21 protein-coding genes are annotated in these 26,445 nt (G+C 68.6%); 14 read left to right on the forward strand and 7 right to left on the reverse strand.

The annotated features are described in order from the left end of the window. Window positions 1–35: 35 nt before the first annotated feature. Window positions 36–1,373: an MATE family efflux transporter gene (locus ACLF6P_RS02435; RefSeq protein WP_415947678.1), complete on the forward strand. Its 1,338-nt coding sequence runs from the start codon at window positions 36–38 to the stop codon at window positions 1,371–1,373. A 187-nt stretch (window positions 1,374–1,560) separates the two neighbouring features. On the opposite strand, the gene rplI is transcribed toward ACLF6P_RS02435, so the two are convergent. From rplI to rpsF, 4 genes are all read right to left on the reverse strand, one after another. Beyond that, on the reverse strand, window positions 1,561–2,007 hold the full coding sequence (rplI, locus tag ACLF6P_RS02440) for a 50S ribosomal protein L9 (protein ID WP_415947679.1): 447 nt from the start codon (window positions 2,005–2,007) through the stop codon (window positions 1,561–1,563). 18 nt (window positions 2,008–2,025) lie between these two features. Then, window positions 2,026–2,262: a 30S ribosomal protein S18 gene (rpsR, locus tag ACLF6P_RS02445; protein ID WP_006381652.1), complete on the reverse strand. Its 237-nt coding sequence runs from the start codon at window positions 2,260–2,262 to the stop codon at window positions 2,026–2,028. 58 nt (window positions 2,263–2,320) lie between these two features. After that, window positions 2,321–2,917, reverse strand: coding sequence for a single-stranded DNA-binding protein (locus ACLF6P_RS02450; protein ID WP_415947680.1), 597 nt, complete (start codon window positions 2,915–2,917; stop codon window positions 2,321–2,323). A gap of 73 nt (window positions 2,918–2,990) precedes the next feature. Then, on the reverse strand, window positions 2,991–3,281 hold the full coding sequence (rpsF, locus tag ACLF6P_RS02455; protein ID WP_028804085.1) for a 30S ribosomal protein S6: 291 nt from the start codon (window positions 3,279–3,281) through the stop codon (window positions 2,991–2,993). A 281-nt stretch (window positions 3,282–3,562) separates the two neighbouring features. Here rpsF and ACLF6P_RS02460 point away from each other — a divergent pair, with 281 nt between their 5' ends. The 3 genes from ACLF6P_RS02460 to ACLF6P_RS02470 all read left to right on the forward strand — a co-directional run bounded on the left by ACLF6P_RS02460 (window position 3,563) and on the right by ACLF6P_RS02470 (window position 6,329). Then, window positions 3,563–3,880, forward strand: coding sequence for a hypothetical protein (locus ACLF6P_RS02460; RefSeq protein WP_415947682.1), 318 nt, complete (start codon window positions 3,563–3,565; stop codon window positions 3,878–3,880). A 198-nt stretch (window positions 3,881–4,078) separates the two neighbouring features. Continuing rightward, window positions 4,079–5,200, forward strand: a complete 1,122-nt coding sequence (locus ACLF6P_RS02465) for a lipid II:glycine glycyltransferase FemX (RefSeq protein WP_415947684.1) — start codon at window positions 4,079–4,081, stop codon at window positions 5,198–5,200. 97 nt (window positions 5,201–5,297) lie between these two features. Next, window positions 5,298–6,329, forward strand: a complete 1,032-nt coding sequence (locus ACLF6P_RS02470) for an alanine racemase (protein WP_415947685.1) — start codon at window positions 5,298–5,300, stop codon at window positions 6,327–6,329. A gap of 77 nt (window positions 6,330–6,406) precedes the next feature. On the opposite strand, the gene ACLF6P_RS02475 is transcribed toward ACLF6P_RS02470, so the two are convergent. Then, window positions 6,407–7,966 carry a glycosyltransferase family 87 protein gene (locus tag ACLF6P_RS02475; protein WP_415947686.1) on the reverse strand — a complete coding sequence of 520 codons (1,560 nt, stop codon included), beginning with the start codon at window positions 7,964–7,966 and terminating at the stop codon, window positions 6,407–6,409. 139 nt (window positions 7,967–8,105) lie between these two features. Beyond that, window positions 8,106–10,562 carry a transglycosylase domain-containing protein gene (locus ACLF6P_RS02480; protein WP_415947687.1) on the reverse strand — a complete coding sequence of 819 codons (2,457 nt, stop codon included), beginning with the start codon at window positions 10,560–10,562 and terminating at the stop codon, window positions 8,106–8,108. A 534-nt stretch (window positions 10,563–11,096) separates the two neighbouring features. Between ACLF6P_RS02480 and ACLF6P_RS02485 the strand changes: the two genes are divergently transcribed. The 4 genes from ACLF6P_RS02485 to ACLF6P_RS02500 all read left to right on the forward strand — a co-directional run bounded on the left by ACLF6P_RS02485 (window position 11,097) and on the right by ACLF6P_RS02500 (window position 14,852). Further along, window positions 11,097–11,774, forward strand: coding sequence for a PadR family transcriptional regulator (locus tag ACLF6P_RS02485; RefSeq protein ID WP_415947689.1), 678 nt, complete (start codon window positions 11,097–11,099; stop codon window positions 11,772–11,774). 45 nt (window positions 11,775–11,819) lie between these two features. Further along, complete coding sequence (locus tag ACLF6P_RS02490) at window positions 11,820–12,902, forward strand: inositol-3-phosphate synthase (RefSeq protein WP_415947690.1); 1,083 nt, start codon at window positions 11,820–11,822, stop codon at window positions 12,900–12,902. A gap of 135 nt (window positions 12,903–13,037) precedes the next feature. Further along, window positions 13,038–14,300 (forward strand): MFS transporter, encoded by a 1,263-nt coding sequence (locus ACLF6P_RS02495; protein WP_415947691.1) that lies wholly within the window; start codon window positions 13,038–13,040, stop codon window positions 14,298–14,300. Between the two features lie 114 nt (window positions 14,301–14,414). Continuing rightward, window positions 14,415–14,852, forward strand: a complete 438-nt coding sequence (locus tag ACLF6P_RS02500) for an LppU/SCO3897 family protein (RefSeq protein WP_415947692.1) — start codon at window positions 14,415–14,417, stop codon at window positions 14,850–14,852. A gap of 74 nt (window positions 14,853–14,926) precedes the next feature. On the opposite strand, the gene ACLF6P_RS02505 is transcribed toward ACLF6P_RS02500, so the two are convergent. Further along, the gene (locus ACLF6P_RS02505) at window positions 14,927–16,393 is read right to left on the reverse strand and encodes a CCA tRNA nucleotidyltransferase (RefSeq protein ID WP_415947694.1); all 1,467 of its coding nucleotides are present in this window, start codon (window positions 16,391–16,393) and stop codon (window positions 14,927–14,929) included. 210 nt (window positions 16,394–16,603) lie between these two features. On the opposite strand from ACLF6P_RS02505, the gene ACLF6P_RS02510 reads away from it, so the two are divergent. The 6 genes from ACLF6P_RS02510 to trxB all read left to right on the forward strand — a co-directional run bounded on the left by ACLF6P_RS02510 (window position 16,604) and on the right by trxB (window position 26,403). Continuing rightward, complete coding sequence (locus ACLF6P_RS02510; protein ID WP_415947696.1) at window positions 16,604–19,117, forward strand: DUF6049 family protein; 2,514 nt, start codon at window positions 16,604–16,606, stop codon at window positions 19,115–19,117. Window positions 19,118–19,164: 47 nt separating this feature from the next. Next, entirely contained in the window at window positions 19,165–21,630 is a 2,466-nt protein-coding gene (gene murJ / locus ACLF6P_RS02515) for a murein biosynthesis integral membrane protein MurJ (RefSeq protein ID WP_415947697.1), read from the forward strand. Window positions 21,631–21,759: 129 nt separating this feature from the next. After that, window positions 21,760–23,466 carry a serine/threonine protein kinase gene (locus ACLF6P_RS02520; RefSeq protein WP_415947698.1) on the forward strand — a complete coding sequence of 569 codons (1,707 nt, stop codon included), beginning with the start codon at window positions 21,760–21,762 and terminating at the stop codon, window positions 23,464–23,466. A gap of 25 nt (window positions 23,467–23,491) precedes the next feature. Next, window positions 23,492–24,247, forward strand: a complete 756-nt coding sequence (gene sigM / locus ACLF6P_RS02525; RefSeq protein WP_415947700.1) for an RNA polymerase sigma factor SigM — start codon at window positions 23,492–23,494, stop codon at window positions 24,245–24,247. Continuing rightward, window positions 24,244–25,287, forward strand: a complete 1,044-nt coding sequence (locus ACLF6P_RS02530; protein ID WP_415947702.1) for an anti-sigma factor family protein — start codon at window positions 24,244–24,246, stop codon at window positions 25,285–25,287. The genes sigM and ACLF6P_RS02530 overlap by 4 nt, the downstream gene beginning before the upstream one ends. A gap of 156 nt (window positions 25,288–25,443) precedes the next feature. After that, a complete protein-coding gene (gene trxB, locus ACLF6P_RS02535) occupies window positions 25,444–26,403 on the forward strand; it encodes a thioredoxin-disulfide reductase (protein WP_415947703.1) in 960 nt (319 codons plus the stop codon). Window positions 26,404–26,445 lie beyond the last annotated feature (42 nt).

Here is a 26,445-nt window from a genome sequence, read left to right on the forward strand (position 1 = left end):
GCGTCTCTTACCTGTGGAAGATTAGATTGATGCCCATGACACAGGCTCCCCCGACACCCAAGGCGGTCCGCCGGGCGCACGACCGCGAGATCATCGCGCTCGCCGTCCCGGCCTTCGGCGCACTCGTCGCCGAGCCGCTCTTCGTGATGGCCGACAGCGCCATCGTCGGGCATCTCGGCACCGCCCAGCTCGCCGGTCTGGCCGTCGCCTCGAGCCTGCTACTCACCGCCGTGAGCGTGTTTGTCTTCCTCGCCTACGCCACCACGGCGGCCGTCGCCCGCAGGGTCGGCGCGGGCGACCTCCCGGCTGCTATCCGCCAGGGCATGGACGGCATCTGGCTCGCGATACTGCTGGGCGCGGCCACCCTCGCCGTCATCCTGCCCACCGCCCCCACGATCGTCGACCTCATCGGCGCCTCCGGGACCGCGACGCCCCATGCCGTCGCTTATCTGCGCATCTCCGCGCTCGGTATCCCCGCGATGCTCGTCGTCCTCGCCGCGACCGGCGTTCTCCGCGGGCTCCAGGACACCAGAACCCCGCTGTACGTGGCCATCGGCGGCTTCACGGCCAACGCGGCCCTCAACGCGGGCCTGGTCTACGGCGCCGGCCTCGGCATCGCCGGTTCCGCCTGGGGCACCGTCCTCGCCCAGTGGGCGATGGCCGCCGTCTATCTCCTGGTCGTGGTGCGCGGGGCCCGGCGGCACCATGCCTCGCTGCGGCCCGATGCCGCCGGGATCCGCGCCTGCGCCCAGGCGGGTGCCCCGCTCCTGGTCCGTACGCTCTCGCTGCGCGCGATCCTGATGATCGCCACGGCGGTGGCCGCGCGGCTCGGGGACGCCGAAATCGCCGCGCACCAGATCGTGCTCTCCCTGTGGAGCCTGCTGGCCTTCGCCCTCGACGCCATCGCCATCGCCGGCCAGGCCATCATCGGCCGGTATCTGGGGGCGGGCGACGAGGAGGGCGCGCGCGGGGCCTGCCGTCGGATGGTGCAGTGGGGGATCGCCTCGGGTGTGGTGCTCGGGGTCCTGGTGGTGGCGGCCAGCCCGCTGATCCTCCCCCTGTTCACCGGCGACACCGCCGTGCATGACGTCGCGCTGCCCGCGCTGGTCGTGGTCGCCGTCTCCCAGCCGGTCTCCGGGATCGTCTTCATCCTGGACGGGGTCCTGATGGGCGCGGGCGACGGTCCGTATCTGGCCTGGGCCATGCTCGCCACGCTGGCCGCCTTCGCCCCGGTCGCCCTGCTCGTGCCCGTCCTCGACGGCGGCCTGACGGCGCTGTGGCTGGCCATGACGCTGATGATGACCGTCCGCATGCTCACCCTGTGGCTCCGTACCCGCTCGGGCCGCTGGATCGTCACGGGCGCGACACGCTGAATCCGGCCGCCACGCGGAGTCCGGCCCCGCACGCCGCGTCCTGCGCTCCACGCCGGTCCGCTGTCGCCACCCAGCCGGTCATGTTTCACGTGAAACACCCGCTCCAAAGGACCGGGCCGGCACAAACACAAAGGGGCCGTACCCGAGACGGGTACGGCCCCTTTGACGCTGAAAGCCAGCGCTGCGCTTACGCGGCGACGACCTCGATGCTCACCTTGGCGGCGACCTCGGGGTGCAGACGCACGGACGCCTCGTGGGCGCCGAGCACCTTGATCGGCGCGCCCAGCTCGACACGACGCTTGTCGACCTTCGGGCCACCGGCAGCCTCGATCGCCGTGGCGATGTCGGCCGCGGTCACGGCGCCGAAGAGACGACCGGCGTCGCCGGAGCGGGTGGCAAGGCGAACCTTGACGGCCTCGAGCTGGCCCTTGATCTGGTTGGCCTGCTCGATGGTCTGGATCTCGTGGATCTTGCGAGCACGACGGATCTGCTCGACGTCCTTCTCGCCGCCCTTGGTCCAGCGGATAGCGAACTTCCGCGGGATCAGGTAGTTGCGAGCGTAGCCGTCCTTGACGTCGACGACGTCGCCGGCGGCGCCGAGGCCGGAGACCTCATGGGTGAGGATGATCTTCATGTTTCAGTCACCCTTCCCTTATCGCGCGGTGGACGTGTAGGGCAGCAGCGCCATCTCACGGCTGTTCTTGACGGCCGTGGCGACGTCACGCTGGTGCTGCGTGCAGTTGCCGGTCACGCGGCGGGCACGGATCTTGCCGCGGTCGGAAATGAACTTCCGCAGCATGTTCGTGTCCTTGTAGTCCACGTACTGGACCTTGTCCTTGCAGAAAGCGCAGACCTTCTTCTTAGGCTTGCGCACAGGCGGCTTCGCCATGGTGTTTCTCCTGTGTGATCAAGAAGTGTGGGGTAAGCCCCACCCCGGGCCGCGAGGCCTAGAAGGGGGGCTCGTCCGAGTAGCCGCCGCTGTTGCCGCCGGAGCCTCCGCCCCAGCCGCCACCGCCGCCGCCCTGCTGGCCACCGCCGGCCGGCGCGCTGGTCGCCCAGGGGTCGTCGGAGGGAGCTCCGCCGCCCTGCTGCTGACCACCGCCGGGGCCACCGCCCCAGCCGCCGCCCTGCTGGCCGCCGCCACCGCCGCCGTAACCGCCACCGCCCTGACGGGCGCCGCCGCTGGTCTTGGTGACCTTGGCGGTGGCATTGCGGAGGCTGGCGCCGACCTCGTCGACGTCGAGCTCGTAGACCGTGCGCTTGATGCCCTCGCGGTCCTCGTAGGACCGCTGCTTCAGCCGGCCCTGCACGATGACGCGCATGCCTCGCTGGAGCGACTCCGCGACGTTCTCCGCCGCCTGACGCCAGACCGAGCAGGTCAGGAACAGGCTGTCGCCGTCCTTCCACTCGTTCGTCTGGCGGTCGAAGGTGCGGGGAGTGGACGCGACACGGAACTTCGCGACCGCCGCACCGGAGGGGGTGAAGCGCAGCTCGGGGTCATCGACGAGATTGCCGATGACCGTGATGACGGTCTCGCCTGCCATGGGGGATACCTCTCGGCGGGTTGCTGCTGGCTGCTTGCTGCTACTCAGATCCCGATACCGCTGAACCGGGGGTTCAGTGGGTCTCGGGGCGGAGGACCTTGGTCCGGAGGACCGACTCGTTCAGGTTCATCTGGCGGTCGAGCTCCTTGACGACCGCAGGCTCGGCCTGCAGGTCGATGACCGAGTAGATGCCCTCGGGCTTCTTCTTGATCTCGTACGCGAGACGACGACGGCCCCAGGTGTCGACCTTCTCCACCTTGCCGTTGGCCTCACGGACAACGGAGAGGAAGTTCTCGATCAGCGGCGAAACGGCACGCTCTTCGAGATCGGGGTCGAGGATGACCATCACTTCGTAGTGACGCATGTGTAACCCACCTCCTTTGGACTCAGCGGCCACGGTCGTTCCGTGGCAGGAGGGTTGCGATGCGTTCGCAACGGTATCGGTCGCCACTGACAATCGGGTCCCGCCTGGGCGGGAGGCCGGCCGTGGAGGCCCAGTCGAACTGGGCAGACGCCGCTGCAGACGTTACAGAGTACCTGCCTGATGGCTTCCGGTTGAAATCCGGTGCCAAGGAGCCGCAATCTGTACACATCGGGTGTCCCCAGCGCTACGATGCGCGCCGCTCATGCCAGGAGGTGCCTCCCATGGCACAGGCAATGCGACCCAAGACCGCGACCTCGCTCTTCGCGACGGACGGCAAGCCCCATCCGCTCCAGGACACGCTGCTTGCGGTGACCCTGGTGCTCGGCATCACGGCTTTCGTCTCGGCGATGTTCCACAACCTCCACCTGCTCAGCTCCTGGGCGGGTCTCATCGGGATCCTGACGGGCGGCTACGGGCAGTTCATCTCGGAGACGACCCGCGAGCGGACGGCGCTGATCATCGGGCTCGGTGCCTCGGCGGTCGGCTTCTTCCTGGGCATGGCCCACGGAGGCCTCTTCGGCGGCGTGATCGGCGGCTGAGCCCACTCTCGGCTGAGCCGCCCCGCGGCTGCTCCCGGCCTGCTGTACGCCCCTGCCCCGGGTTCGGCCCTGCGGTGTGCGCACCGGAGGGCCGAGCTTCCATGCGCCCATTCGGGGCGCGGGGGCGGCGCAGTAGGCTTCGGCGCGAGAGCCGGAACCCCTCGACCGGGGGGACACACCAGCCGAGGAGCGCCACGCATGAGCCTGACCCTGAGGACCATCAGCCGAGAGCAGCATCTGGCATATATTCAGAGCCTGCCTTCGGCGAGCCACTGCCAGGTCCCGGCGTGGGCTGATGTGAAGAGCGAGTGGCGCGCGGAGAACCTCGGCTGGTTCGACGACCGCACCGGCGAACTCGTCGGCGCGGGTCTTGTTCTGTATCGCCAGCTCCCCAAGGTCAAGCGTTACCTCGCGTACCTCCCCGAGGGCCCGGTGATCAACTGGTACGCCCCGAATCTGGACGAGTGGCTCAAGCCCATGCTCGCCCATCTCAAGCAGCAGGGCGCCTTCTCCGTGAAGATGGGCCCGCCGGTCGTGATCCGGAAGTGGGACGCTCCCGCGATCAAGGCCGGTATCCAGAACCCTGACGTCAAGCGCCTGCGCGATGTCGAGGCCACCCACATCGAGCCGCGCGCCTTCGAGGTCTCCGACAAGCTCCGCCGGATGGGCTGGCAGCAGGGCGAGGACGGCGGCGCCGGCTTCGGTGATGTGCAGCCCCGGTACGTCTTCCAGGTGCCGCTCGCCGGCCGCTCGCTCGACGAGGTCCAGAAGGGCTTCAACCAGCTGTGGCGCCGGAACATCAAGAAGGCCGACAAGGCAGGCGTCGAGGTCGTCCAGGGCGGTTACGAGGATCTCGCCGAGTGGCAGCGCCTGTACGAGATCACGGCGGTTCGCGACAAGTTCCGTCCTCGTCCGCTCAGTTACTTCCAGCAGCAGTGGCGGGCCCTCAACTCCGAGGACCCCAACCGGATGCGGCTGTACTTCGCCCGGCACAACGGGGTGAACCTGGCTGCCGCGACGATGCTCGTGGTCGGCGGGCACGTCTGGTACTCCTATGGCGCCTCCGACAACATCGGCCGCGAGGTCCGGCCCTCGAACGCGATGCAGTGGCGGATGCTCCGCGATGCCTACGCGCTCGGCGCCAGCGTCTACGACCTGCGCGGCATCTCCGACTCGCTCGACGAGACCGATCATCTCTTCGGCCTGATCCAGTTCAAGGTCGGCACGGGCGGTGAGGCCGTCGAGTACATCGGCGAGTGGGACTTCCCGCTGAACAAGCTCCTGCACAAGGCTCTCGACATGTACATGTCGCGCCGCTGATTTCCCGTATCGCATCGGCATCAGAACGTCCGAGCGAGCACAATTAGCTTTCATATCTCTGATATCCGCAGACACGAGAAAGGTTCCGGGTCCGGCCATGGCGCTCACGCTCTACGTCGACACCGCCCGCTGGCGTGCACACCACAAGCAGGTGCTCGAAGAGTTCCCGGGCCTCATCCCCGTCTGCAAGGGCAACGGGTACGGCTTCGGCCATGAGCGGCTCGTCGAGGAGGCCACCCGCATCGGCGCGGACATGCTCGCCGTCGGCACCACATACGAGGCCGCCCGGATCAAGGACTGGTTCGGCGGCGACCTGCTCGTCCTCACCCCGTTCCGCCGCGGTGAGGAGCCGGTGCCGCTGCCGGACCGCGTCATCCGATCCGTCTCCTCGGTCGAGGGGGTGTACGGCCTGGTGGGCGCGCGTGTGGTCATCGAGGTGATGAGCTCGATGAAGCGGCACGGCGTCAGCGAGCAGGACCTCGGCCAGCTGCACGCGGCGATCGAGGACGTCCGCCTGGAAGGCTTCGGCATCCACCTGCCGCTCGACCGCACCGACGGCTCCGATGCCGTCGAGGAGGTCATCGGCTGGATGGACCGACTGCGCGCCGCACGCCTCCCGCTGCACACGATGTTCGTGAGCCACCTGTCCGCGCAGGAACTGGCCCGGCTGCAGCAGCAGTTCCCGCAGACCCGCTTCCGCGCCCGGATCGGCACCCGGCTGTGGCTCGGCGACCACGAGGCCACGGAGTACCGCGGCTCGGTCCTGGACGTCACGCCCGTGGTCAAGGGCGACCGCTTCGGTTACCGCCAGCAGAAGGCGGCCTCCGACGGCTGGCTGGTGGTCGTCGCCGGCGGTACGTCGCACGGTGTGGGCCTCGAAGCACCCAAGGCGATGCACGGGATGATGCCGCGCGCCAAGGGCGTGGCCCGTGCGGGCCTGGCGACCGTCAACCGGAACCTCTCGCCCTTCGTCTGGGCGGGCAAGCAGCGCTGGTTCGCCGAGCCGCCGCATATGCAGGTCTCGATCCTCTTCGTCCCGGGCGATTCCACGGAACCCAAGGTCGGCGAGGAGCTGGTGGCCCATCTGCGGCACACCACCACGCAGTACGACCGGCTCGTCGACCGCTGAGCTCTCGGTCCCGTACAGCGAAGGGGCGGCCCACAACTCAGGTTGTGGGCCGCCCCTTCGCCGTCTCCACCCTTCTCTCAGGGTGAGCTGGGTGTGCTGTCCTCCACGGGTCCGGCCGACACCTTCTTCTCGTGCTCCACGCCCCACTGCACATACGTCCCGTCCTCGGCCTGCGCCGCATGCCGCGGCGGGTGCGCGGCACGGCCGAGGGCGTAGGCATCGGGGGCACGGTCCAGGACCCCGCCGGAAGGGTCGTCCGAGCCGTCCTGCCGTACGGGATCGCGCTCGGGCAGCAGGATGTCGCGGACGACGACGGCGCACAGGTACATCGTGCCCAGCAGATGGACCAGGATGGCCAGCTGATAGCCATCCTGCGGCAGGCCCTGGTGCTTGTCGCCGCTGGTCGTGTACGCGAGGTACATCCAGATCCCGAGGAAGTACATGACCTCGCAGGCCTGCCAGACCAGGAAGTCGCGCCAGCGCGGCCGGGCCAGCGCGGCCAGCGGGATCAGCCACAACACGTACTGCGGCGAGTAGACCTTGTTGGTGAGGATGAACGCCGCGACCACGAGGAAGGCCAGCTGCGCGAAGCGCGGCCTGCGCGGCGCCGCCAGGGTGAGTGCGGCGATCAGACCGCAGCAGACCAGCATGAGGAGCACGGCCAGCGTGTTCACGGTTTCGGTGCTCAGCGGCGTGGTCATCCGCTGCTGCAGGATCAGCCAGAACGAGCCGAAGTCCGTACCGCGCTCCTGGCTGAACCTGTAGAACTTCGACCAGCCGTCGAAGGCTCCGATCATCACCGGCAGATTCACCGCCAGCCAGGCGCCCACGGCACCCGTCAGGGCCAGAGAGAACTCCCGCCAGCGCCCAGCCCGCCAGCACAGCAGCAACAGCGGCCCGAGCAGGAGCGCCGGATAGAGCTTCGCGGCGGTCGCAAGACCCAGCAGCACGCCGAAGGCCAGCGGGCGCGAGCGCGACCACATCAGCATCGCGGCAGCGGTCAGCGCGATCGCCAGGAGGTCCCAGTTGATCGTCGCGGTGAGCGCACCCGCGGGGGCGAGCGCCACGAGCAGCCCGTCCCAGGGCCTGCGACGGTGGGTGCGGGCGACACAGACGGCGATGACGACGGCGCAGACCATCAGCATCCCGGCGTTGACCAGCCAGTAGACCTGCTCGCGGTACTGGAGGGTGTCGGAGGCATCGGTGGGGACACCGGTGATCCAGGAGGCGACCTCCATGAACACCCCGGTCAGCACCGGGTACTCCAGGTAATCCATGCCACCCGAGATCTCACTCGGGATCGCATCGAAGTACGGCACGAGGTCCGCCGCGAATCCGCGCCCCTGGAACAGGTGCGGGATGTCCGAGTAGCAGGCATGCGTGTACTGCGAGCCCGCCCCGAAGAACCAGCCGCCGTTGTAGCAGGGCAGCTTCTGCACCATGCCGAGTGCGAACATCCCGATGGCGACCAGGGCGATGATGCGCACCGGCGTCCACCAGTGGGTCCCGAGCAGGGCTCTGCGGCCGAGCGGACCGCCGATCAGCTCGCTCCCGGCGGCGGCGACCTCATCCTGCCGCGTCGGCGCCACCGGCTCCTCGCTGGGTTCCTGGCGCGTGCTCGTGCGCGGGTATGTCATGGAGCTCATCCTGCCGTACGAGGCGGTGGAAACCGTGGGGGCCGCCACACCCTGAGGTGTGGCGGCCCGATGTTTCACGTGAAACGGGCGACCTCGGTGTGTTTCACGTGAAACACACCGCGCGGTCGGCCGATGGTTCTCAGAACCAGCCGCCGTTGTTTCCGTTGCCGTTGCCGTTTCCGCCGGTATTCGACTCCGTCTCCGTGGGCGCCGGTGAGGATTCGCCTCCGGTCGTCCCGCCGATATCCGTACCGCTGCTGTCGCCGCCGCCGTCACCGCCGCCGTTGTTGCCGCCGTCGTCCCAGCAGGCCGGATCCCACTGCGAGCAGGACTTGGACGGCTTCGCCGGGCGCGAAGGCGTGACCTCCGGCTGCGAGGGGGTGGGCTCGGGTTCCTCCTCGCTCGGCGACGGCGAGGGCGTCGGCGAGGGGCTGGGCTTGCCGACAATCTTGCCGACGTCGGTGGCTTCCGGGAAGTCGCTGTGCTCCTCGCCCTTGGTGGCCACGCGCATGTAGTCCTCCCAGACCTGCGCGGGCACCTCACCACCGTGGATCGAATCGCTCTTGTTGCCGGTGATAGGCATGAGCTCGTGCGTCTCCGGGTTGGAGCGGAACACGCCGATCGCCGTGGAGAGCTCGGGCGTGTATCCGACGTACCAGGCCGAGATGTTGTCATCGGTGGTACCGGTCTTGCCGGCGGACGGGAAGCCCACGTCGTTGACGCGCTTGGCCGTGCCATTCTCGACGACGTTCTCCAGGACGTCGGTCACCGCATCGGCGATCTCCGGGTCGAGCGCCTCCTTGGCCGTGGGCTTCTCGAAGCCGCCCAGCTCCGCGCCGTTCTTCATGACCTTGGTGACGGAGTAGGGCTCGTAGCGCTTCCCTGAGGCCGCGAAGGTGGCGTACACGCTCGACAGGGAGAGAGCGTCCGGAGTGGAGGTTCCGAGCGAGAACGACACGTTGTTCATATTGCCGGTGTCGAAGCTGCTCTCGGGGACACCGAGGGCCAAGGCCGTCTTGCGGGTGTTGTCGAGACCGACGTCGACACCGAGTTGCGCGAAGGGGACGTTGATGGACAGCTGCATCGCGTACTTCAGCGTGACCATCCCGTACTTCACGTTATCGGCCTCGTTCTGCTGCCGGAACGGCCCGCCCTTGCCGTTGGGCATCGGGTCGCCGTTCTGGTCAAAGATGATGCTGTTGTCATCACCGTTGTAGAGGCTCTTCGGGGAGATGCCCTCGCCGTTGCTCTTGTACGTCCCGTACTCCATGGCGGAGGCCAGCACGATCGGCTTCCAGGTCGAACCGACCGGCACCCGCGTGCCCTTGGCGTTGTTGACGTAGTAGCCCTTGTTGTAGCCGGCCCCGCCGTACACCGCCTTGATCTTGCCGCTCTGCGGTTCGATGGAGGCGCCGCCGAACTGGACCTTGTCGTCGAAGCGCTTGCCCTGCTCCTTGCGGGTCTTGGCGACCGCCTTCTCCATGGCCTGGACCTTCTTCTTGCTGAAGGTCGTGTAGATCTTGTAGCCGCCCTTGTCGAGCTCATCGGGCGACATGCCCAGCTTGTCGGCGGCTTCCTTCTTCGCTATGTCGACGAGGTAGCCGACCTGTCCGTCGAAGGTCGACTTCCGCTTCACCAGCTTCGGGAACTCCCCGACCTCGTCCCGCTCCTTCTGGCTCAGATTGCCGGTCTCGACCATCCGGTCGAGAGTCCAGTTCCAGCGCTCCACGGCGCGCTTCCGGTTGGCCTGCGGCGTGGTGCCGACTCCGCCGTCGGGGTTGTACAGGTTCGGCCCCTTGAGGACCGCCGACAGGAAGGCGCTCTCGCCGAGGGTCAGGTCGAGGGAGTCCTTGCCGAAGTAGGCCTGCGATGCGGCCTGGATACCGCAGGCGTTGCGTCCGTAGCAGGCCGCGTTGAGGTAGCCAGCCAGGATCTCGTTCTTCGACATCTTGGTGTCGACCTTGAGCGAGATGAAGAGTTCCTTGACCTTCCGCGAGATGGTCTGGCTCTGGTCGAGGTAGGTGTTCTTCACGAACTGCTGGGTGATGGTCGAGCCACCCTGCGTCTCGCCGCCCGTGGCCATGTTGAACACGGCGCGGGTGATGCCCATCGGATCGATGCCGCTGTCCTCGTAGAACGTGTCGTTCTCGGCGGAGATCACGGCGTTCCGCATGTGCTTGGGGATCTTCTCGATGCCGACGATCTGACGGTTGGTCGTGCCACCGGTCGACGCCATCTGCGTCTTGCCGTCGTCCCAGTAGAAGACGTTGCTCTCGTTGTCCTTGACCTTGTCGACCTCGGGGATGTCCACCCATGCGTACGCGATGCCGGCGGCCGCGAAGATGAGCCCGAAGAAGCCGATGAAGCAGCCTGTCACCTGCTTCCACGAGGGCACGAAGCGCCGCAGCCCGTGCTTGCCCGCACGCGGGTAGTCCAGCCACCGCTTCTTGACCGGCTCCTGACGTCCGCGACCGCGACCACGGCCCTCGGGTACCCGGCGCCGTCCGCCGCCCGCACCCGCCGAGCGCTGCGCGGCACGGCGCACCTCGGCGCGACCGCCCCTCGGACGGCCCTGAGCACCGGAGGTGTCCGGCATACCCGGCGAGGCGGAATGCCCGCGGGAGGAAGAACCTGACCGTGGCGCTGCGCGGCGGCCGGATGAACCGGTGGTGCCGCGCCGTGCCGCTGCACGTCCACCACCGTGTGACTGCGGAGGTTTGCGACGGTGCTCGCTCATCGAACGACTACTCCTCGGGCAGGCGTGGCGTCCCACGCCTGAAGGCGGCAGGTGAGTTCCAGTCCCCCCGAAGTACGGATGGGCCCCTCCCCGGGCTGCTCCGCACAGCATCCGGTGCCACGACGCCCTCCGGCGTCACCGGACCCCCCGGGGTCTCGTGGCTCTCGGTGAGATGCATGGCGCACAGACTACGCACCGTCAAAACCTGCCAGGACCTGAAGTTCACCCCAAAACAGGCAAGTTACCTACGGCGAATCGGTGATGTGACGCCGTTCACCCACCCCCCTCTTGTCGCATCCGAGGGGTCGTTCTATCGTGCTGATGTATCGAGTCGATACATCAGCACGGCATAGACAGTCCGTCGGGACCCGGAATGTGCGGAGGTGGCGAGGTGTGAGCAGACGCTCCGGCATCCTCGAGTTCGCCATCCTCGGGCTGCTCAGGGAATCCCCGATGCACGGCTATGAGCTGCGTAAACGACTCAATACCTCGCTGGGGGTGTTCCGGGCTTTCAGCTACGGGACGCTGTACCCCTGCCTCAAGACGCTGGTCGCGAACGGCTGGTTGATCGAGGAACCGGGCAGCACTCCGGAGGACGCCCTCGCGGCGTCCCTCACCGGCCGCCGAGCCAAGATCGTCTACAGGCTCACGGCGGACGGCAAGGAACGCTTCGAGGAACTGCTCTCGCAGACCGGCCCGGATGCGTACGAAGACGAGACCTTCGCCGCCCGCTTCGCCTTCTTCGGACAGACGGAACGGGATGTACGCATGCGCGTCCTGGAAGGGCGCCGCAGCCGGCTCGAGGAGCGTCTGGAAAAGATGCGCGCCTCGTTCGCCCGCACCCGCGAGCGTCTCGACGACTACACACTCGAGCTGCAGCGGCACGGCATGGAGTCCGTGGAGCGCGAAGTGCGCTGGCTGAACGAGCTCATCGAGAGCGAGCGAGCGGGGCGGGACCGCAGGTCCGCGCCCGGGAGCAGCGCTCAGCAGGACACATCAGGAGAGACGGGCGGCCTGCCCCGGCACGGGGGCAGTACCCGGCCGGATCCGTCCGACGACACCACCAAGTGAGACCCGCAAGTGGGTCTCACCTCGTACACACAGGGAGCAACCGGAATGGGTTCGGTTCGCGTAGCCATCGTCGGCGTGGGCAACTGCGCCGCCTCGCTGGTGCAGGGCGTCGAGTACTACAAGGACGCCGACAAGGACACCAAAGTCCCGGGTCTGATGCACGTGCAGTTCGGCGACTACCACGTCGGTGACGTGGAGTTCGTCGCCGCGTTCGACGTGGACGCCAAGAAGGTCGGCCTCGACCTGGCGGACGCCATCGGCGCGAGCGAGAACAACACGATCAAGATCTGCGATGTGCCGTCCACCGGTGTCCAGGTGCAGCGCGGCCACACGCACGACGGTCTCGGCAAGTACTACCGCCAGACCATCGAGGAGTCCGCCGAGGCCCCGGTCGACGTGGTCCAGGTGCTCAAGGACCGCAAGGTCGACGTCCTGGTCTGCTACCTGCCCGTCGGCTCCGAGGACGCTGCGAAGTTCTACGCGCAGTGCGCCATCGACGCGAAGGTCGCCTTCGTCAACGCTCTGCCGGTCTTCATCGCCGGAACGAAGGAGTGGGCTGACAAGTTCACCGAGGCCGGTGTGCCGATCGTCGGTGACGACATCAAGTCCCAGGTGGGCGCCACCATCACGCACCGTGTGATGGCGAAGCTCTTCGAGGACCGCGGTGTCCGTCTCGAGCGCACCATGCAGCTCAACGTCGGCGGCAACATGGACTTCAAGAACATGCTCGAGCGCGAGCGCCTCGAGTCGAAGAAGATCTCGAAGACGCAGGCCGTCACCTCGCAGATCCCCGACCGCGAGCTCGGCGACAAGAACGTGCACATCGGCCCGTCCGACTACGTCGCATGGCTCGACGACCGCAAGTGGGCGTACGTCCGCCTCGAGGGCCGCGCGTTCGGCGATGTTCCGCTGAACCTGGAGTACAAGCTCGAGGTCTGGGACTCCCCGAACTCCGCGGGTGTCATCATCGACGCCCTGCGCGCCGCGAAGATCGCCAAGGACCGGGGCGTCGGCGGCCCGATCCTGTCCGCCTCCTCGTACTTCATGAAGTCCCCGCCGGTGCAGTACTTCGACGACGAGGCCTACGACAACGTCGAGAAGTTCATCAAGGGCGACGTCGAGCGCTGAGCCCAGTACTTCGCGGGTGTTTCACGTGAAACATAGTGAAACCCACCCCTGAGGGCTGCCAGGGCCCCCGGACGCGCCACGAGCGCGGCCGGGGGCCTTCGCTTGCTCCGAGAACCCTTGTGTGAGGCTGTGCCCATGGCCGTCGCACGTGACCTGCGCATGCTGCTGCGCTTCCGGGACTTCCGCCGCCTGCTCGCCGTACGACTGCTCTCCCAGGGCGCCGATGGCGTCTACCAGGTCGCGCTCGCCACTTATGTGGTCTTCTCCCCTGAGAAGCAGGCATCGGCCGCGGCCATCGCCTCCGCGATGGCGGTGCTGCTGCTGCCGTACTCCTTCATCGGCCCGTTCGCCGGCGTCCTGCTCGACCGCTGGCCGCGCCGCCAGGTCTTCGTCTACGGCAATCTGCTGCGCGCCTGCCTGGCATCGGTCACGGCGGTACTGATCCTCGCAAGCGTCCCCGACTGGCTGTTCTACGCCTCGGCCCTCTGTGTCACGGCCGTCAACCGGTTCGTCCTGGCCGGACTCTCGGCCGCTCTGCCCCGCGTCGTCGACGGCGAGCGGCTCGTGGTCGCCAACTCCCTTTCCCCCACCGCCGGCACGCTCGCGGCCACCGCGGGCGGAGGACTCGCCTTCCTCGTGCGGCTGCTCGCCGCCGATTCCGATGCGGCCGTGGTACTGCTCGGTGCCCTCCTCTATCTCTGCTCCGCCCTGGTCGCCGTCGGCTTCGCCCGCGATCTCCTCGGCCCCGATCCCGACCGGGTGCAGCCACACCTCGGCGCGGCCTTCGCCTCCACCGCACGCGGGCTCGTGGCGGGCATACGGCATCTGCTCGATCCCGAGCGGCGCCCTGCGGCCCGAGCGCTGGCGGCGATGACCGCGATGCGCTTCTGCTACGGCGCGCTCACCGTCATGGTGCTCATGCTCTGCCGGTACGCATGGACGACGAGCGAGTCCGAAGGGCTGGCGCTGCTCGGCATCGCCGTCCTGGTCTCGGGAGCGGGCTTCTTCGTCGCCGCGGTGGTGACACCGTGGATGGTGGGGCGGCTGGGGACCACGGGGTGGATCGTGGCCTGCGCGGGGACCGCGACCGTGCTGGAACCGGCTCTCGGTCTGCCCTTCGCCCCGATGCCGATCATGATCGCCGCCTTCGTGCTCGGCCTCGTCACGCAGGGCGCGAAGATCGCGACGGACACGACGGTCCAGGCCGAGGTGGACGACGCCTACCGTGGCCGGATCTTCTCCGTTTACGACGTGCTGTTCAACGTCGCCTTCGTGGGAGCGGCCGGGGTGGCCGCGTTGATACTGCCCGCCGACGGCAGGTCCGCCCACCTCGTGGTCACCGTGGCTCTCATCTATGGGGCGACTACTGCGGCTATGTCCCGGTCTGTCCGGCAGTAAGTGTCACATCAGTGCCACGAAGTCCCTCTGGGTTACAGAGTTCCCACAGATTCCGGATAGCTTTTCCGCAGTCAATTCCACGCCATCAGGCAATCGTTCGAGGGGGACTCCCACGTGACCACTCCGCCGCCCCAGGGCCAGAACCCGTTCGCCCAGGACCAGCAGGGCCAGGCCGGCCAGCCTGGATTCCCCCCGCCCGGCGCGCCTGCCACTCCGCCCTCCCGCTCCAACGGGGTCAAGAAGAAGCTGCTGAGCATTGTCGGCATCGTCGTGGTGGCCGCCGCGATCGGCGTGGGCAAGTGGTACCTGGGACAGACGGACGCCGAGACCACTGCGGTGGGCGACTGCATGAAGAACGAAGGCACACAGATACGCCCGGACCTCAAGACCGTCGACTGCTCCTCGAGCGACGCGGAGTTCGAGGTGGTCGAGAAGTTCGACAACACCAGCGACGACAGCAAGTGCGAGGCGGTCGAGGAGGCGACGATCTCCTACTACCAGACGGGCGACAGCAGCCACGAGGTGGTTCTCTGCCTCAAGGTAGCGAAGTAACGCCCGTACCCGGGCCGACGCGAACGGGGTCATGTTTCACGTGAAACATGACCCCGTTCCTGTCGGCCCGGGCCTCAGCCCTGAGCCGCCCACCACTCCTTGAGCGCGGCAACCGCCGCATCCCGCTCCATCGGCCCGTTCTCCAGCCGCAGCTCCAGCAGGAACTTGTACGCCTGCCCGATGACCGGCCCCGGGCCGACGCCGAGGATCTCCTGGATCTCGTTGCCGTTCAGATCGGGCCGGATAGAGTCGAGCTCCTCCTGCTCCTGCAGCCGCGCGATCCGCTCCTCCAGGCCGTCGTACGCCCGCGAGAGCGCCGCTGCCTTCCGCTTGTTGCGCGTCGTGCAGTCCGAGCGGGTCAGCTTGTGCAGCCGCGTCAGCAGGGGCCCGGCATCACGTACATAGCGGCGTACGGCCGAGTCCGTCCACTCGCCGGTGCCATAGCCGTGGAAGCGCAGATGCAGCTCCACGAGCCGGGTGACGTCCTTCACCAGCTCGTTGGAGTACTTCAGGGCGGTCATCCGCTTCTTCGTCATCTTCGCGCCGACCACCTCGTGGTGGTGGAACGAGACCCGGCCGTCGCTCTCGAAGCGCCGGGTCCTGGGCTTGCCGATGTCGTGCAGGAGCGCCGCGAGCCGCAGCGTGAGGTCCGGCCCCTCCTCCTCGAGGTCGATCGCCTGCTCGAGAACTGTCAGCGAGTGCTCGTAGACATCCTTGTGCCGGTGGTGCTCATCGCTCTCCAGGCGCAGTGCCGGCAGCTCGGGCAGCATCCGGTCGGCGAGACCGGTCTCGACGAGCAGGCTGAGGCCCTTGCGGGGGTGCTTGGAGATCAGCAACTTGTTGAACTCGTCGCGCACCCGCTCGGCCGAGACGATGTCGATGCGCTCCGCCATCGACTTCATCGCGGCGATGACCTCGGGTGCCACCTCGAAGTCGAGCTGCGCGGCGAAGCGTGCCGCCCGCATCATCCGCAGCGGATCGTCCGAAAAGGACTCCTCGGGCGTGCTGGGGGTGCGCAGTACGCGCGCTGCGAGGTCGTCGAGGCCGCCGTGCGGGTCGATGAACTCCTTCGCGGGCAGCTCGACCGCCATCGCGTTGACGGTGAAGTCACGGCGTACGAGATCCTGCTCGATCGAGTCGCCGTAAGAGACCTCGGGCTTGCGCGAGGTCCGGTCGTAGGCCTCGGAGCGGTAGGTGGTGATCTCGATCAGGAAGTCCTGCTCGACATCGCCGGCCTTCCCCTTCTTCTGGCAGCCGACCGTGCCGAAGGCGATCCCGACCTCCCAGACGGCATCCGCCCAGGGACGGACGATCTTCAGCACGTCGTCGGGCCGGGCATCGGTGGTGAAGTCCAGATCATTTCCGAGCCTGCCGAGCAGAGCATCCCGTACCGAGCCGCCGACCAGGGCGAGCGTGAACCCGGCCTCCTGGAAACGGCGCGCGAGATCATCGGCGACCGGGGACACCCGCAGCAGTTCGCTCACCGCGCGGCGCTGCACCTGGCTCAGTGCATTGAGGTTGTGTTCATCAGCGTTCGGCACAACAGAAAAGGGTACGTGTCCGCGACGGCCGCAGCTTCCCCGTTTCCGGGGCGGCGTCGGGAAGATCTCGGCGCGGGAGTGGCAGGCTGCGTCGTTTCACGTGGAACATCGGCACTGCAGCGGTCCCCGGCACTGGACCACAGTCCGCATCGTTACCATGCGGGGACGCAGAAACACGACCGCTGACGACGACGAGGGACGGATGAGCGCGTGGCCGAGGCGGCAGACTTCCCGGGGATGATTCCCTCACCTGCCCGCCGGTGGCTGCGGCGCACCGCGGTCTCGCTGGCGGGGCTGCCCCTGCTGGCCGGAGTGCTTGCGCAGACCCCTGCCGGCGCGGCCACCCAGGCCCGCAGCGATCAGTCCACGACGGCGAAGGCGGAGCCCACCGGCTCGCGGACCGTATCCGTGTCGATCAACCACTTCACGCCCCAGGTCCCGACCGAGAGCGACACCCTCACGATCTGGGGCAAGGTCAGCAACAACAGCTCCCGGGCGGTCACGGACGCCTCGATGGCCCTGCGCGTGGGCCAGAAGATGACCACGCGCTCGCAGATCGACCGGGTCGCCAAGGCCGGTGCCCGGCTCACCGGCACCGAGGGGGTGCCGGCCGGCGGCGAGGACTACCAGCAGGACATCAAGACGATCGCCCCCAAGGGCAGCGTGGACTTCCAGCTCCGGATCCCCGTCAAGGAACTGGACCTCGATGGCGAGGGCGTCTATCAGCTCTCGGTCACGCTGACCGGCCGGTCCGAGACGCAGCAGTTCGAGCAGATCCTCGGTATCGAGCGCACCTTCCTGCCGTGGCATCCCGAGGCCCCGGACCAGCGGACCCGCACCACCTATATGTGGCCGCTGGTCTCCCGTACGCACCTGACGGCCCAGTCGGACGCGGATGCGAACCAGACGCCCGTCTTCAAGGACGAGGACCTGATCAAGGAGATCGCTCCGGGCGGCCGCCTGGAGCGGATGGTCGCGGAGGGCAGCACCCTCCCGGTGACCTGGGTGATCGACCCGGATCTCGTCTATACGGCAGCGCTGATGGCGGAGCCTTACAACGTGCAGGACGCCGAGGGCAAGATCGTCGCCGGCGACAAGGACAACCAGAAGATCGCCCGCAGCTGGCTGAACTCCCTCGTCAAGGCGGTGAAGGACGAGAGCGTTGTCGCGCTGCCCTTCGGTGATCCCGATCTGGCGTCGATGGCGCATGGCGGCGCGGCGGTCAAGGGCCAACAGGGCTCGCTCAGCCACCTCAAGAGCGCCACCGAGGCGGCCGCGTCGACGCTGAGCACCGTGCTGCACGTCAGCCCGAACACCGACTTCGCCTGGCCGGCCGAGGGCGCCCTCGATCCGACAATCGTCAAGGTGGGCACCTCGGCAGGCGCGAGCAACGTCATCGCGCGCAGCGACACCTTCGAGGAGTCGCGCCGTATGACCTACACGCCGAGCGCCGCCCGCCCGATCGGGGGCGGTACCACGGCCGTGGTCGCCGACTCCCGGCTGTCGAAGGCCTTCCAGGGCGATATGACCAGCGCGGAGAAGTCCACGCTCGCCACCCAGGAGTTCCTGGCACAGAGCCTGCTGATCAACCTCCAGGCCCCGGAGAAGCAGCGCAGCATCGTTGTCGCACCCCAGCGGATGCCCACCACCGCGCAGGTCGTGACGATGGCGGGTGCCATCCGGGCACAGCAGGGCGATGCCTGGTCGCAGGCCGAGAACCTGGTCGACGCCGCGAAGGCGCAGCCGGATCCCGATGCCGCCACCAAGGTGCCGTCGGCGGGCTCGTACCCGGCCTCGCTGCGCAAGCAGGAGATGCCGCAGTCGGGCTTCGAGGAGATCAGGGCCATCCAGGTACGGCTCGATGAGTTCAAGGTCATCCTGACGAACCCGGAACGGGTGGTGGTCCCCTTCGGTCGTGCGGTCGACCGTGCGATGTCGACCTCCTGGCGCGGCCGGCCGGATCAGGCCCACAGCTACCGCCAGAGCGTCAGGGAGTATCTGAAGCTCCTCACCGAGCAGGTCGTCCTGATCGAGAAGTCCGAGGCGAAGCTCTCCGGGCGCAGCGCAACGATCCCCGTCACGATTCAGAACAACCTCGCCCAGGGTGTCGACAATCTCCGGCTCCGCCTGACGTCGACCAAGCCGAACCGGCTGCAGATCGAGGGCGAGAAGTTCGCGGAGCACGAGGTCGAGGTCGCGGCGGGCCACGCCCAGTCACTGAAGTTCGACACCTCGGCCAATGCCAGCGGCCGGGTGCTGGTGGTCGCCCAGCTGCTGACCGAGGACGGCAGGAAGTACGGCGATCCGATCACGTTCAGCGTGAAGGTCACCGAGGTGCCGCCCACCGTTCTCGCGGTCATCGCCGGTGGTTTCCTGCTCCTGGTCCTTGCCGGGTTCCGGATGTACCAGCGCCGCAAGCGCATCGCCGCCCGCAGGGCCGAGGAGCAGAACGACGGCAACGAGAACGGCCCTGGAGGCGGGGACGGTCCGGCGGGCGGGGACGGTCCGGCGGGCGAGGACGGTCCGGATTCCGGCGGCCCGGAACCGAAGCGGCCGGACAGCCCTGGCCCGGAGCAGCCGGGCAGCCCCGATGAGCAACCGGCAGGCGCCCCGCAACCGGAACAGTCGAGCGACCCGGTACCCGAGCAGCCGAGTGACCCGACACCGGACACCGCCACGGAAAGCACGGACCCGTCGGGGACGGGTGAGAGAGTGGACCGTTGAACGATGATGTGGCCGGTGGGCCGTGGGACCGATGAGGTGGGGTAAGCATGAACGCGCCGTACGACGGTGACCGCGGCCAGGGCGCGGGCGGCGGCGATCCTGCCGGCGGGCGGCCCCCGCAGGAACAGCCCACGCCGGAGATCCCCCAGGCACAGCCCGCCGGGGACATGCAGTCGGCCCCGGATGTGTACATCCAGGACGCCTACGACCAGGACCCTTACCGCGCGCAGGACCTCTCCGCGCAGGACCCCGTCGCCGAGGCGCTCTACGACCGCGCCGCCCATCCGCCGCCGCCTCCGGGCACCCTTCCGGACCCGCAGCAGCTCTACGCCCAGCCGCCTCCCGCGCAGCACGCACCGGACCCACGCTACTGGGCCCAGCCCCCGGCGCCGGAGCCCGACGGCATCTCACGCCAGTTCCCGTACGGGGACGATGCGCGCACGACACAGTTCGTCGGCGTGGACGACCTGGTGACCCAGGCGGGCGAGGAGCGCTCGGCGCCGGATGCCTTCGCGCACCTGTACCGGGACCAGCAGGGGACCGCGGGGCTCTACCGCGATCCGCAGGCCTCCGGCGGCGACCAGCCGGGCGAGTACGACCAGGGCGGAACCGGCCAGGAGCAGTACCACCGCCGGCACGGCCCCGCACAGCACGGTCAGGAGCAGCAGGGCCAAGCACCGCACGGCCAGGCACCGCACAGCGAAGCGCAGCACGGTCAGAGCCAGCACGGCCGGAATCAGCCCGGTCAGCAGCCCACCGAACAGCAGCAGGGTCCCATCGCCCCGCAGGACGCCGTCCCCGGCCGTCCGCCCGGCGCCGATCCCGTGATCCCCGCCCCGGCCGCGCCCCCCTCCCCGCCGCCCGCCGCGCCGCCGGCAGCGCGCAAGGGCGGCCGCGCCTCCGGGCTCCTGAAGTCCAGTGCCGTGATGGCCGCGGGCACCATGGTCTCCCGCCTCACCGGCTTCGTGCGCTCGATCCTGATCGCCTCCGCGCTCGGCCTCGGCGTGCTCGCGGACACCTTCCAGGTCGCCTACCAGCTGCCCACGATGATCTACATCCTGACCATCGGCGGCGGTCTCAACTCGGTCTTCGTGCCGCAGCTCGTCCGGGCGATGAAGAACGACGAGGACGGCGGCCAGGCCTTCGCCAACCGGCTGTTGACCCTCGTGATGGTGGCGCTCGCCGGTCTCACCGTGGCGGGCATGTTCGCCGCTCCTCTGCTGATCCGCGCCCTGTCGGTCGAGGTGGCGAACGACCCGGCCGCGAACGAGGTCGCCGTCACCCTGCTCCGCTTCTTCCTGCCCACGATCTTCTTCATGGGCGTCCATGTGGTGATGGGCCAGATCCTCAACGCGCGCGGCCGTTTCGGCGCGATGATGTGGACCCCGGTCCTGAACAACGTGATCATCATCGCCACCCTCGGCATGTTCCTGTGGGTCTACGGGACGGCCGAGTTCAGCGACATGTCGGTCGACACCATCCCCCCGGAGGCCGTCCGCCTCCTCGGCGTGGGTGTGCTGCTCGGTCTGGTCGTCCAGGCGCTCGCGATGGTCCCGTACCTGCGCGAGGCCGGCTTCCGGCTGCGCCCCCGCTTCGACTGGAAGGGCCACGGACTCGGCAAGTCCGCCAAGCTCGCGAAGTGGACCCTCCTCTTCGTGCTCGCCAACCAGGCGGGCGCCATCGCCGTCACCCAGCTCTCGACGGCCGCGGGCAGCGACAAGGACGGCACGGGTTTCGCCGCCTATGCCAACGCCCAGCTGATCTGGGGGCTGCCGCAGGCGATCATCACGGTCTCCCTGATGGCGGCCCTGCTGCCGCGGATCTCCCGCTCGGCGCACGAGAACGACACGGGCGCGGTCCGCGACGACATCTCACAGGGCCTGCGCACGACGGCCGTCGCGATCGTTCCCATCTCGTTCGCCTTCGTCGCCCTGGGCGTGCCCATGTGCACCCTGATGTTCGGCTCGGCGGGCAGCGGCGCGGCGACATCCATGGGCTACATGCTGATGGCCTTCGGCCTCGGCCTGATCCCGTACTCCGTGCAGTACGTCGTCCTGCGTGCCTTCTACGCCTACGAGGACACCCGCACGCCCTTCTACAACACCGTGATCGTGGCCGCCCTCAACGCGACCGCCTCCACCGCCTGCTTCTTCCTGCTGCCCGAGCGCTGGGCGGTGACCGGCATGGCCGCCTCGTATGGTCTCGCCTACGCGATCGGCGTGGCCGTCGCCTGGAAGCGGCTGCGCGTGAAGCTCGGTGGCGATCTCGACGGCTCGCACGTGCTGCGGACCTACGCGCGGCTCGCCATCGCCTCCGTACCGGCGGCGATTCTCGCCGGCGCCTGCGGGTACGCGATCATGCAGGGCATGGGCAATGATGCCCTCGGCTCACTGACCGCGCTGATCGTCGGATTCGCCGTGCTCCTCGGGGTGTTCTTCGTAGCCGCCCGGCGGATGCGGATCGAGGAGATGAACGCGATGGTCGGAATGGTCCGTGGCCGTCTCGGCCGCTGAACAATCGGTGAACGAGGGCCTGTGGCGCAACCCTTGGCTGTCCTCGTGTGTCGTGCATAGCACCGGAGTGTGGGCACAATTGGGCTTGACGTCGGACAGCGTGCAACGGATGGGGAGGCAGGAACGACGGTGGCGGAACGGAGTACGGCTGCCGTCGAATCGGCAGCGGGAGGCGGGGACGAGCCGCTGACCACGCGGGCGGAGCAGGCCACGGCCGACGAGGCGGAACACGACGGGATCAGGGCGGCCGACGAGGGCGGCGAGCGGAGCGAGCAGGCGGCCGAGGAGGCCGTTGTTCAGGTCCGTACCCCCGAACTGCACAGCGGCCACAAGCTCGCCAGACGCTACCGACTCGAAGAATGTGTCACTCGTCTGGACGGATTCAGCAGTTGGCGGGCCGTCGACGAGAAACTGCGCCGCGCTGTCGGTGTCCATCTGCTGCCCGCCGAACACCCCCGGGCCCGCTCCGTGCTCGCGGCCGCGCGTTCCTCCGCGCTGCTCGGCGATCCGCGCTTCGTGCAGGTCCTCGACGCCGTCGAGGAGAACGACCTCGTGTACGTGGTGCACGAGTGGCTGCCCGATGCCACCGAGCTGACCGCGGTGCTCGCCGCGGGAGCGCTGGAGGCACACGAGGCCTACCAGCTCGTCAGCCAGCTCTCGCAGGCGATGGCCGCGGCGCACCGCGAAGGCCTTGCGCATCTGCGGCTGACCCCGAGCGCCGTGCTGCGCACCTCCACCGGCCAGTACCGCATCCGGGGCCTCGCCGTGAATGCCGCGCTGCGCGGCATCAAATCGGACACCCCGCAGCGCGCCGACACCGAGGCGATCGGTGCGTTGCTCTACGCCGCGCTGACCCAGCGCTGGCCGTACGAGGTCGATGCCTACGGCCTCAGCGGACTGCCCAAGGACGCCGGAAGGATCGCCCCCGACCAGGTGCGCGCCGGGGTCCACCGCGGGCTCTCCGAGCTCGCGATGCGTGCCCTGGTGAACGACGGGGCCACGGCATCGCGCCTCGAACAGCCCTGCACCACCCCGGAGGAACTCGCCAAGGCGGTCGCCGAACTGCCCCGCATCAAGCCTCCGGAGCCCGCCTACACCCCCGCGCCCGAGTTCCGGCGCACGACGTACCAGCAGGGCAGCTACGCCCGCACACCGCAGCCCGGTGCGACACAGCCGGTGCCCACACCACCCGCTCCGCTGCAGAGCCGTACAGGCAAGGCGCTCAAGTGGGCAGTCTCGGCGCTCCTCATCGCCGCTCTCGGCCTGGGCAGCTGGCAGCTCGCCGATGCCCTGATGGAGCGCGGCGCTCCCAGCGGCCCCGGCACAAGTCAGCAGCCCGAGCAGAACGGCCAGGACAAGCCGCCGGCGCCGAAGCCTCTCGCTGTCAGGGACGCCAAGGAACTGGTCGTTTCGGGGAGCGCACAAGCCCCGGGCGACGTCGGCAAGACCTTCGACGACGACAGCTCCTCGTACTGGCGGACCAAGTCGTACATCGACGGTCCCGAAATAAAGATCAAGCCCGGCGTCGGGATCGTCTACGACCTCGGCGCCGAACAGGACGTCACCGCGGCGGAGATAAAGCTCCACTACGGCGGCGACCACACCACGCTCTCCCTCTACGCGGCCGATTCCCTGTCACCGGGCTCGGTGCAGGGGCTGCAGCGGATCGGGGCCGAGACCACGACCCGGGACACCACGGCGAAGGTGACGGCCGAGAAGCCGGTGAAGACCAGGTATGTGGTTGTCTGGCTGACCGCGCTGCCGTACGCGGGCCAGGACGGTTACAGCAAGCCGGGCCACAAGCAAGGCATCACGGACGTGCAGTTCAGCAGCTGAGAGTAGCCGGGGGAGGGGGTTCCACGTGGGCGAAGCCGGCTACGGCGAGATGAGCGACCAGGACCTCCTGGCCCGCCATGTCGCCGGCGATCCTGAGGCGTTCGGGGAGATCGTCGTACGCCACCGGGACCGGCTGTGGGCGGTCGCGCTGCGCACCCTGCGGGACCGTGAGGAGGCGGCGGACGCCGTGCAGGACGCACTCGTCTCCGCGTACCGCGCGGCGCACACCTTCCGAGGCCGGTCCGCGGTCACCACCTGGCTGCACCGGATCACGGTCAACGCCTGCCTTGACCGCGCCCGCAAAGCGGCTTTCCGTAAGACCTCCCCGGTCGACGACACGGAGCGCTTCGAGCAGCTTCTCGAACCGCATGAATCGGCGGAGGCACCGGCCGAGCGCCACGATCTGCACCGCGAGCTGATCGCGGCCCTGGCCACCCTGCCCACCGATCAGCGGGCCGCGCTCGTCCTGGTGGATATGCAGGGGTATCCCGTCGCCGAGGCCGCCCGGATCCTCGATGTGCCCACCGGCACGGTGAAGAGCCGCTGTGCCCGGGGCAGAGCCCGTCTGCTGCCGCTGCTCGGCCACCTGCGAACGACCGCCGCGGACGAGCAGAACGGAAGCGGATCGAGCAAGGGCGGCGGAAGAACCACCAGGACCACCCCGCCACCCGCATCCGGAAGGAACCAGACCGAGGGGACATCCGTCCCACCGGCAGCAGAAGCACGGATTACGGGAACAGGCGATTCGGCAGCAGTGAAGGGCGGAGGTGGGCAGGCGTGACATCCACGACCGACGCGGCCGGGCACCCGGAGGTCTCCGAGCTCTCCGATCTCGCCGAAGGGCTGCTCCCGCCCGCACGCACCACTGCCGTACGCGGGCATCTGAGCGCATGCGCTCAGTGCGCCGAGGTCCAGGCCTCGCTGGAGGAGATCCGGGGATTGCTCGGCTCACAGCCTGAGGACATCCCGATGCCGGACGATGTCGCCGAACGACTCGACAGGGCACTCGCAGCGGAGGCAGTGAAAGCGGCGGCGGTGGAGGCGCCCCACGGGGCCGCTGCGACCGAGGCGCCGCTCGATGTTTCACGTGAAACATCGCACGCATCCGATGCGGGGGAGCGCGAAACGGCCTTCGCGCCTGAAACGGCCGCCGTGCGTGAAGCGGACGCCGTGCGTGAAGCGGACGCCGTGCGTGAAACGGACGCCGTGCGTGAAACGCCGAGTGATGTTTCACGTGAAACATCACTCAGTGGCCGCGAAGGCACGCCCCTCACTCAGCGCCCTGCGGGGCGTCCACGCGGAGCCACCGGTCCCGGGCGCCGTGGCACACCGCGGCGCCGCCGGGTGGCGGTCGCGGCACTGGGAATTCTCGCCACGGCCGCCGCGGTCGGCATCGGCACTCTTGTCCTCCTGCCGGACAGCAAGGACGGCGGGCCCCCACCGCAAGCGGCGGAGCGGTTCTCCGGGGCGGACCTCAAGGACCGTGTGGCGAGCCTGTTGTCAGCACGGACAAGCGCCGCCGAATCCCCCGAGGTCGGCCTCACGTCCGGGGAGCCCACCAAGGGGCCCTACAACATGCCCAAGGCGGAGAACGTGCCGATCATCCCCGAGTGCGTCTCACGCGGGATCGCCCGCGACGAGGAGCCGCTCGTGGCGGAGGACGGCACATACCAGGGCACGCAGGCCTGGCTGGTGGTCCTGCCGCATGCCTCCTCGCCCAACCGGGTCTCCGCGTATGTGGTGGATGCCTCCTGTGAGAAACAGGACCAGTCCACGGCCAAGGGCGCGGTGCTGCTGGAGACGTCCTACCCTCGCAACTGACTCCAGGTCCTGCGGGCCGTCCGGCCGCCGAACACACCCACGATGCGGTCATGGCGGGAATGCATGCCCCGTAGGATCCGTTGGGTGGGGTGTGAGTCCTGGTAGGGCTCTCCCGAGGCAGCAGGCAGTCAGTCCGCAGAGACGAGGAATCAACCCGTGAGCGACGTCCGTAACGTGATCATCATCGGCTCCGGGCCCGCCGGTTACACGGCGGCGCTGTACACGGCGCGCGCGTCGCTGAAGCCGCTCGTGTTCGAGGGCGCCGTCACCGCCGGCGGTGCGCTGATGAACACCACCGAGGTGGAGAACTTCCCGGGCTTCCAGGACGGCATCATGGGCCCGGAACTCATGGACAACATGCGCGGCCAGGCCGAGCGCTTCGGCGCCGAGCTGGTCCCCGACGATGTGGTCGCCGTCGACCTCAGCGGTGAGATCAAGACCGTCACCGACACGGCCGGCACCGTGCACCGCGCCAAGACCGTCATCGTCACGACCGGCTCGCAGCACCGCAAGCTCGGTCTGCCGAACGAGGACGCGCTCTCGGGCCGCGGTGTCTCCTGGTGCGCCACGTGCGACGGGTTCTTTTTCAAGGACCAGGACATCGCCGTGGTCGGCGGTGGGGACACGGCGATGGAAGAGGCAACCTTCCTCTCCCGCTTCGCCAAGTCCGTGACGATCGTGCACCGCCGCGACAGCCTGCGTGCCTCCAAGGCGATGCAGGAGCGCGCTTTCGCCGACCCGAAGATCACGTTCGCCTGGGACAGCGAGGTCGCCGAGATCCACGGCGAGCAGAAGCTCTCCGGTCTGACTCTGCGCAACACCAAGACCGGCGAGACCTCCGAGCTGGCCGTAACGGGTCTGTTCATCGCGGTCGGCCACGACCCGCGCACCGAGCTGTTCAAGGGCCAGCTCGACCTGGACGACGAGGGCTACCTCAAGGTGGAAGCCCCGTCGACGCGGACCAACCTCACGGGTGTCTTCGCGGCCGGCGATGTCGTCGACCACACCTACCGTCAGGCGATCACGGCGGCCGGTACCGGCTGCTCCGCCGCCCTGGACGCCGAGCGCTTCCTCGCTGCCCTCGCGGACAGCGAGAGCGCCGCGGCTGCCGTCTGAACCTCACTCCCCCCCCGCCGCAGTACCGAATTAAAAGGAGCC

Origin of the sequence: Streptomyces lothianensis (assembly GCF_047779955.1) — a bacterium.
In the GTDB taxonomy this organism is placed as follows: Bacteria; Actinomycetota; Actinomycetes; order Streptomycetales; family Streptomycetaceae; genus Streptomyces.

Excerpts from the sequence above, each read along its gene's own strand:
- ACLF6P_RS02435 (WP_415947678.1), top strand. The coding sequence starts at position 36 with ATGACACAGGCTCCCCCGACACCCAAGGCGGTCCGCCGGGCGCACGAC.
- rplI (WP_415947679.1), bottom strand. The coding sequence starts at position 2,007 with ATGAAGATCATCCTCACCCATGAGGTCTCCGGCCTCGGCGCCGCCGGC.
- rpsR (WP_006381652.1), bottom strand. The coding sequence starts at position 2,262 with ATGGCGAAGCCGCCTGTGCGCAAGCCTAAGAAGAAGGTCTGCGCTTTC.
- ACLF6P_RS02450 (WP_415947680.1), bottom strand. The coding sequence starts at position 2,917 with ATGGCAGGCGAGACCGTCATCACGGTCATCGGCAATCTCGTCGATGAC.
- rpsF (WP_028804085.1), bottom strand. The coding sequence starts at position 3,281 with ATGCGTCACTACGAAGTGATGGTCATCCTCGACCCCGATCTCGAAGAG.
- ACLF6P_RS02460 (WP_415947682.1), top strand. The coding sequence starts at position 3,563 with ATGGCACAGGCAATGCGACCCAAGACCGCGACCTCGCTCTTCGCGACG.
- ACLF6P_RS02465 (WP_415947684.1), top strand. The coding sequence starts at position 4,079 with ATGAGCCTGACCCTGAGGACCATCAGCCGAGAGCAGCATCTGGCATAT.
- ACLF6P_RS02470 (WP_415947685.1), top strand. The coding sequence starts at position 5,298 with ATGGCGCTCACGCTCTACGTCGACACCGCCCGCTGGCGTGCACACCAC.
- ACLF6P_RS02475 (WP_415947686.1), bottom strand. The coding sequence starts at position 7,966 with ATGACATACCCGCGCACGAGCACGCGCCAGGAACCCAGCGAGGAGCCG.
- ACLF6P_RS02480 (WP_415947687.1), bottom strand. The coding sequence starts at position 10,562 with ATGCCGGACACCTCCGGTGCTCAGGGCCGTCCGAGGGGCGGTCGCGCC.
- ACLF6P_RS02490 (WP_415947690.1), top strand. The coding sequence starts at position 11,820 with ATGGGTTCGGTTCGCGTAGCCATCGTCGGCGTGGGCAACTGCGCCGCC.
- ACLF6P_RS02495 (WP_415947691.1), top strand. The coding sequence starts at position 13,038 with ATGGCCGTCGCACGTGACCTGCGCATGCTGCTGCGCTTCCGGGACTTC.
- murJ (WP_415947697.1), top strand. The coding sequence starts at position 19,165 with ATGAACGCGCCGTACGACGGTGACCGCGGCCAGGGCGCGGGCGGCGGC.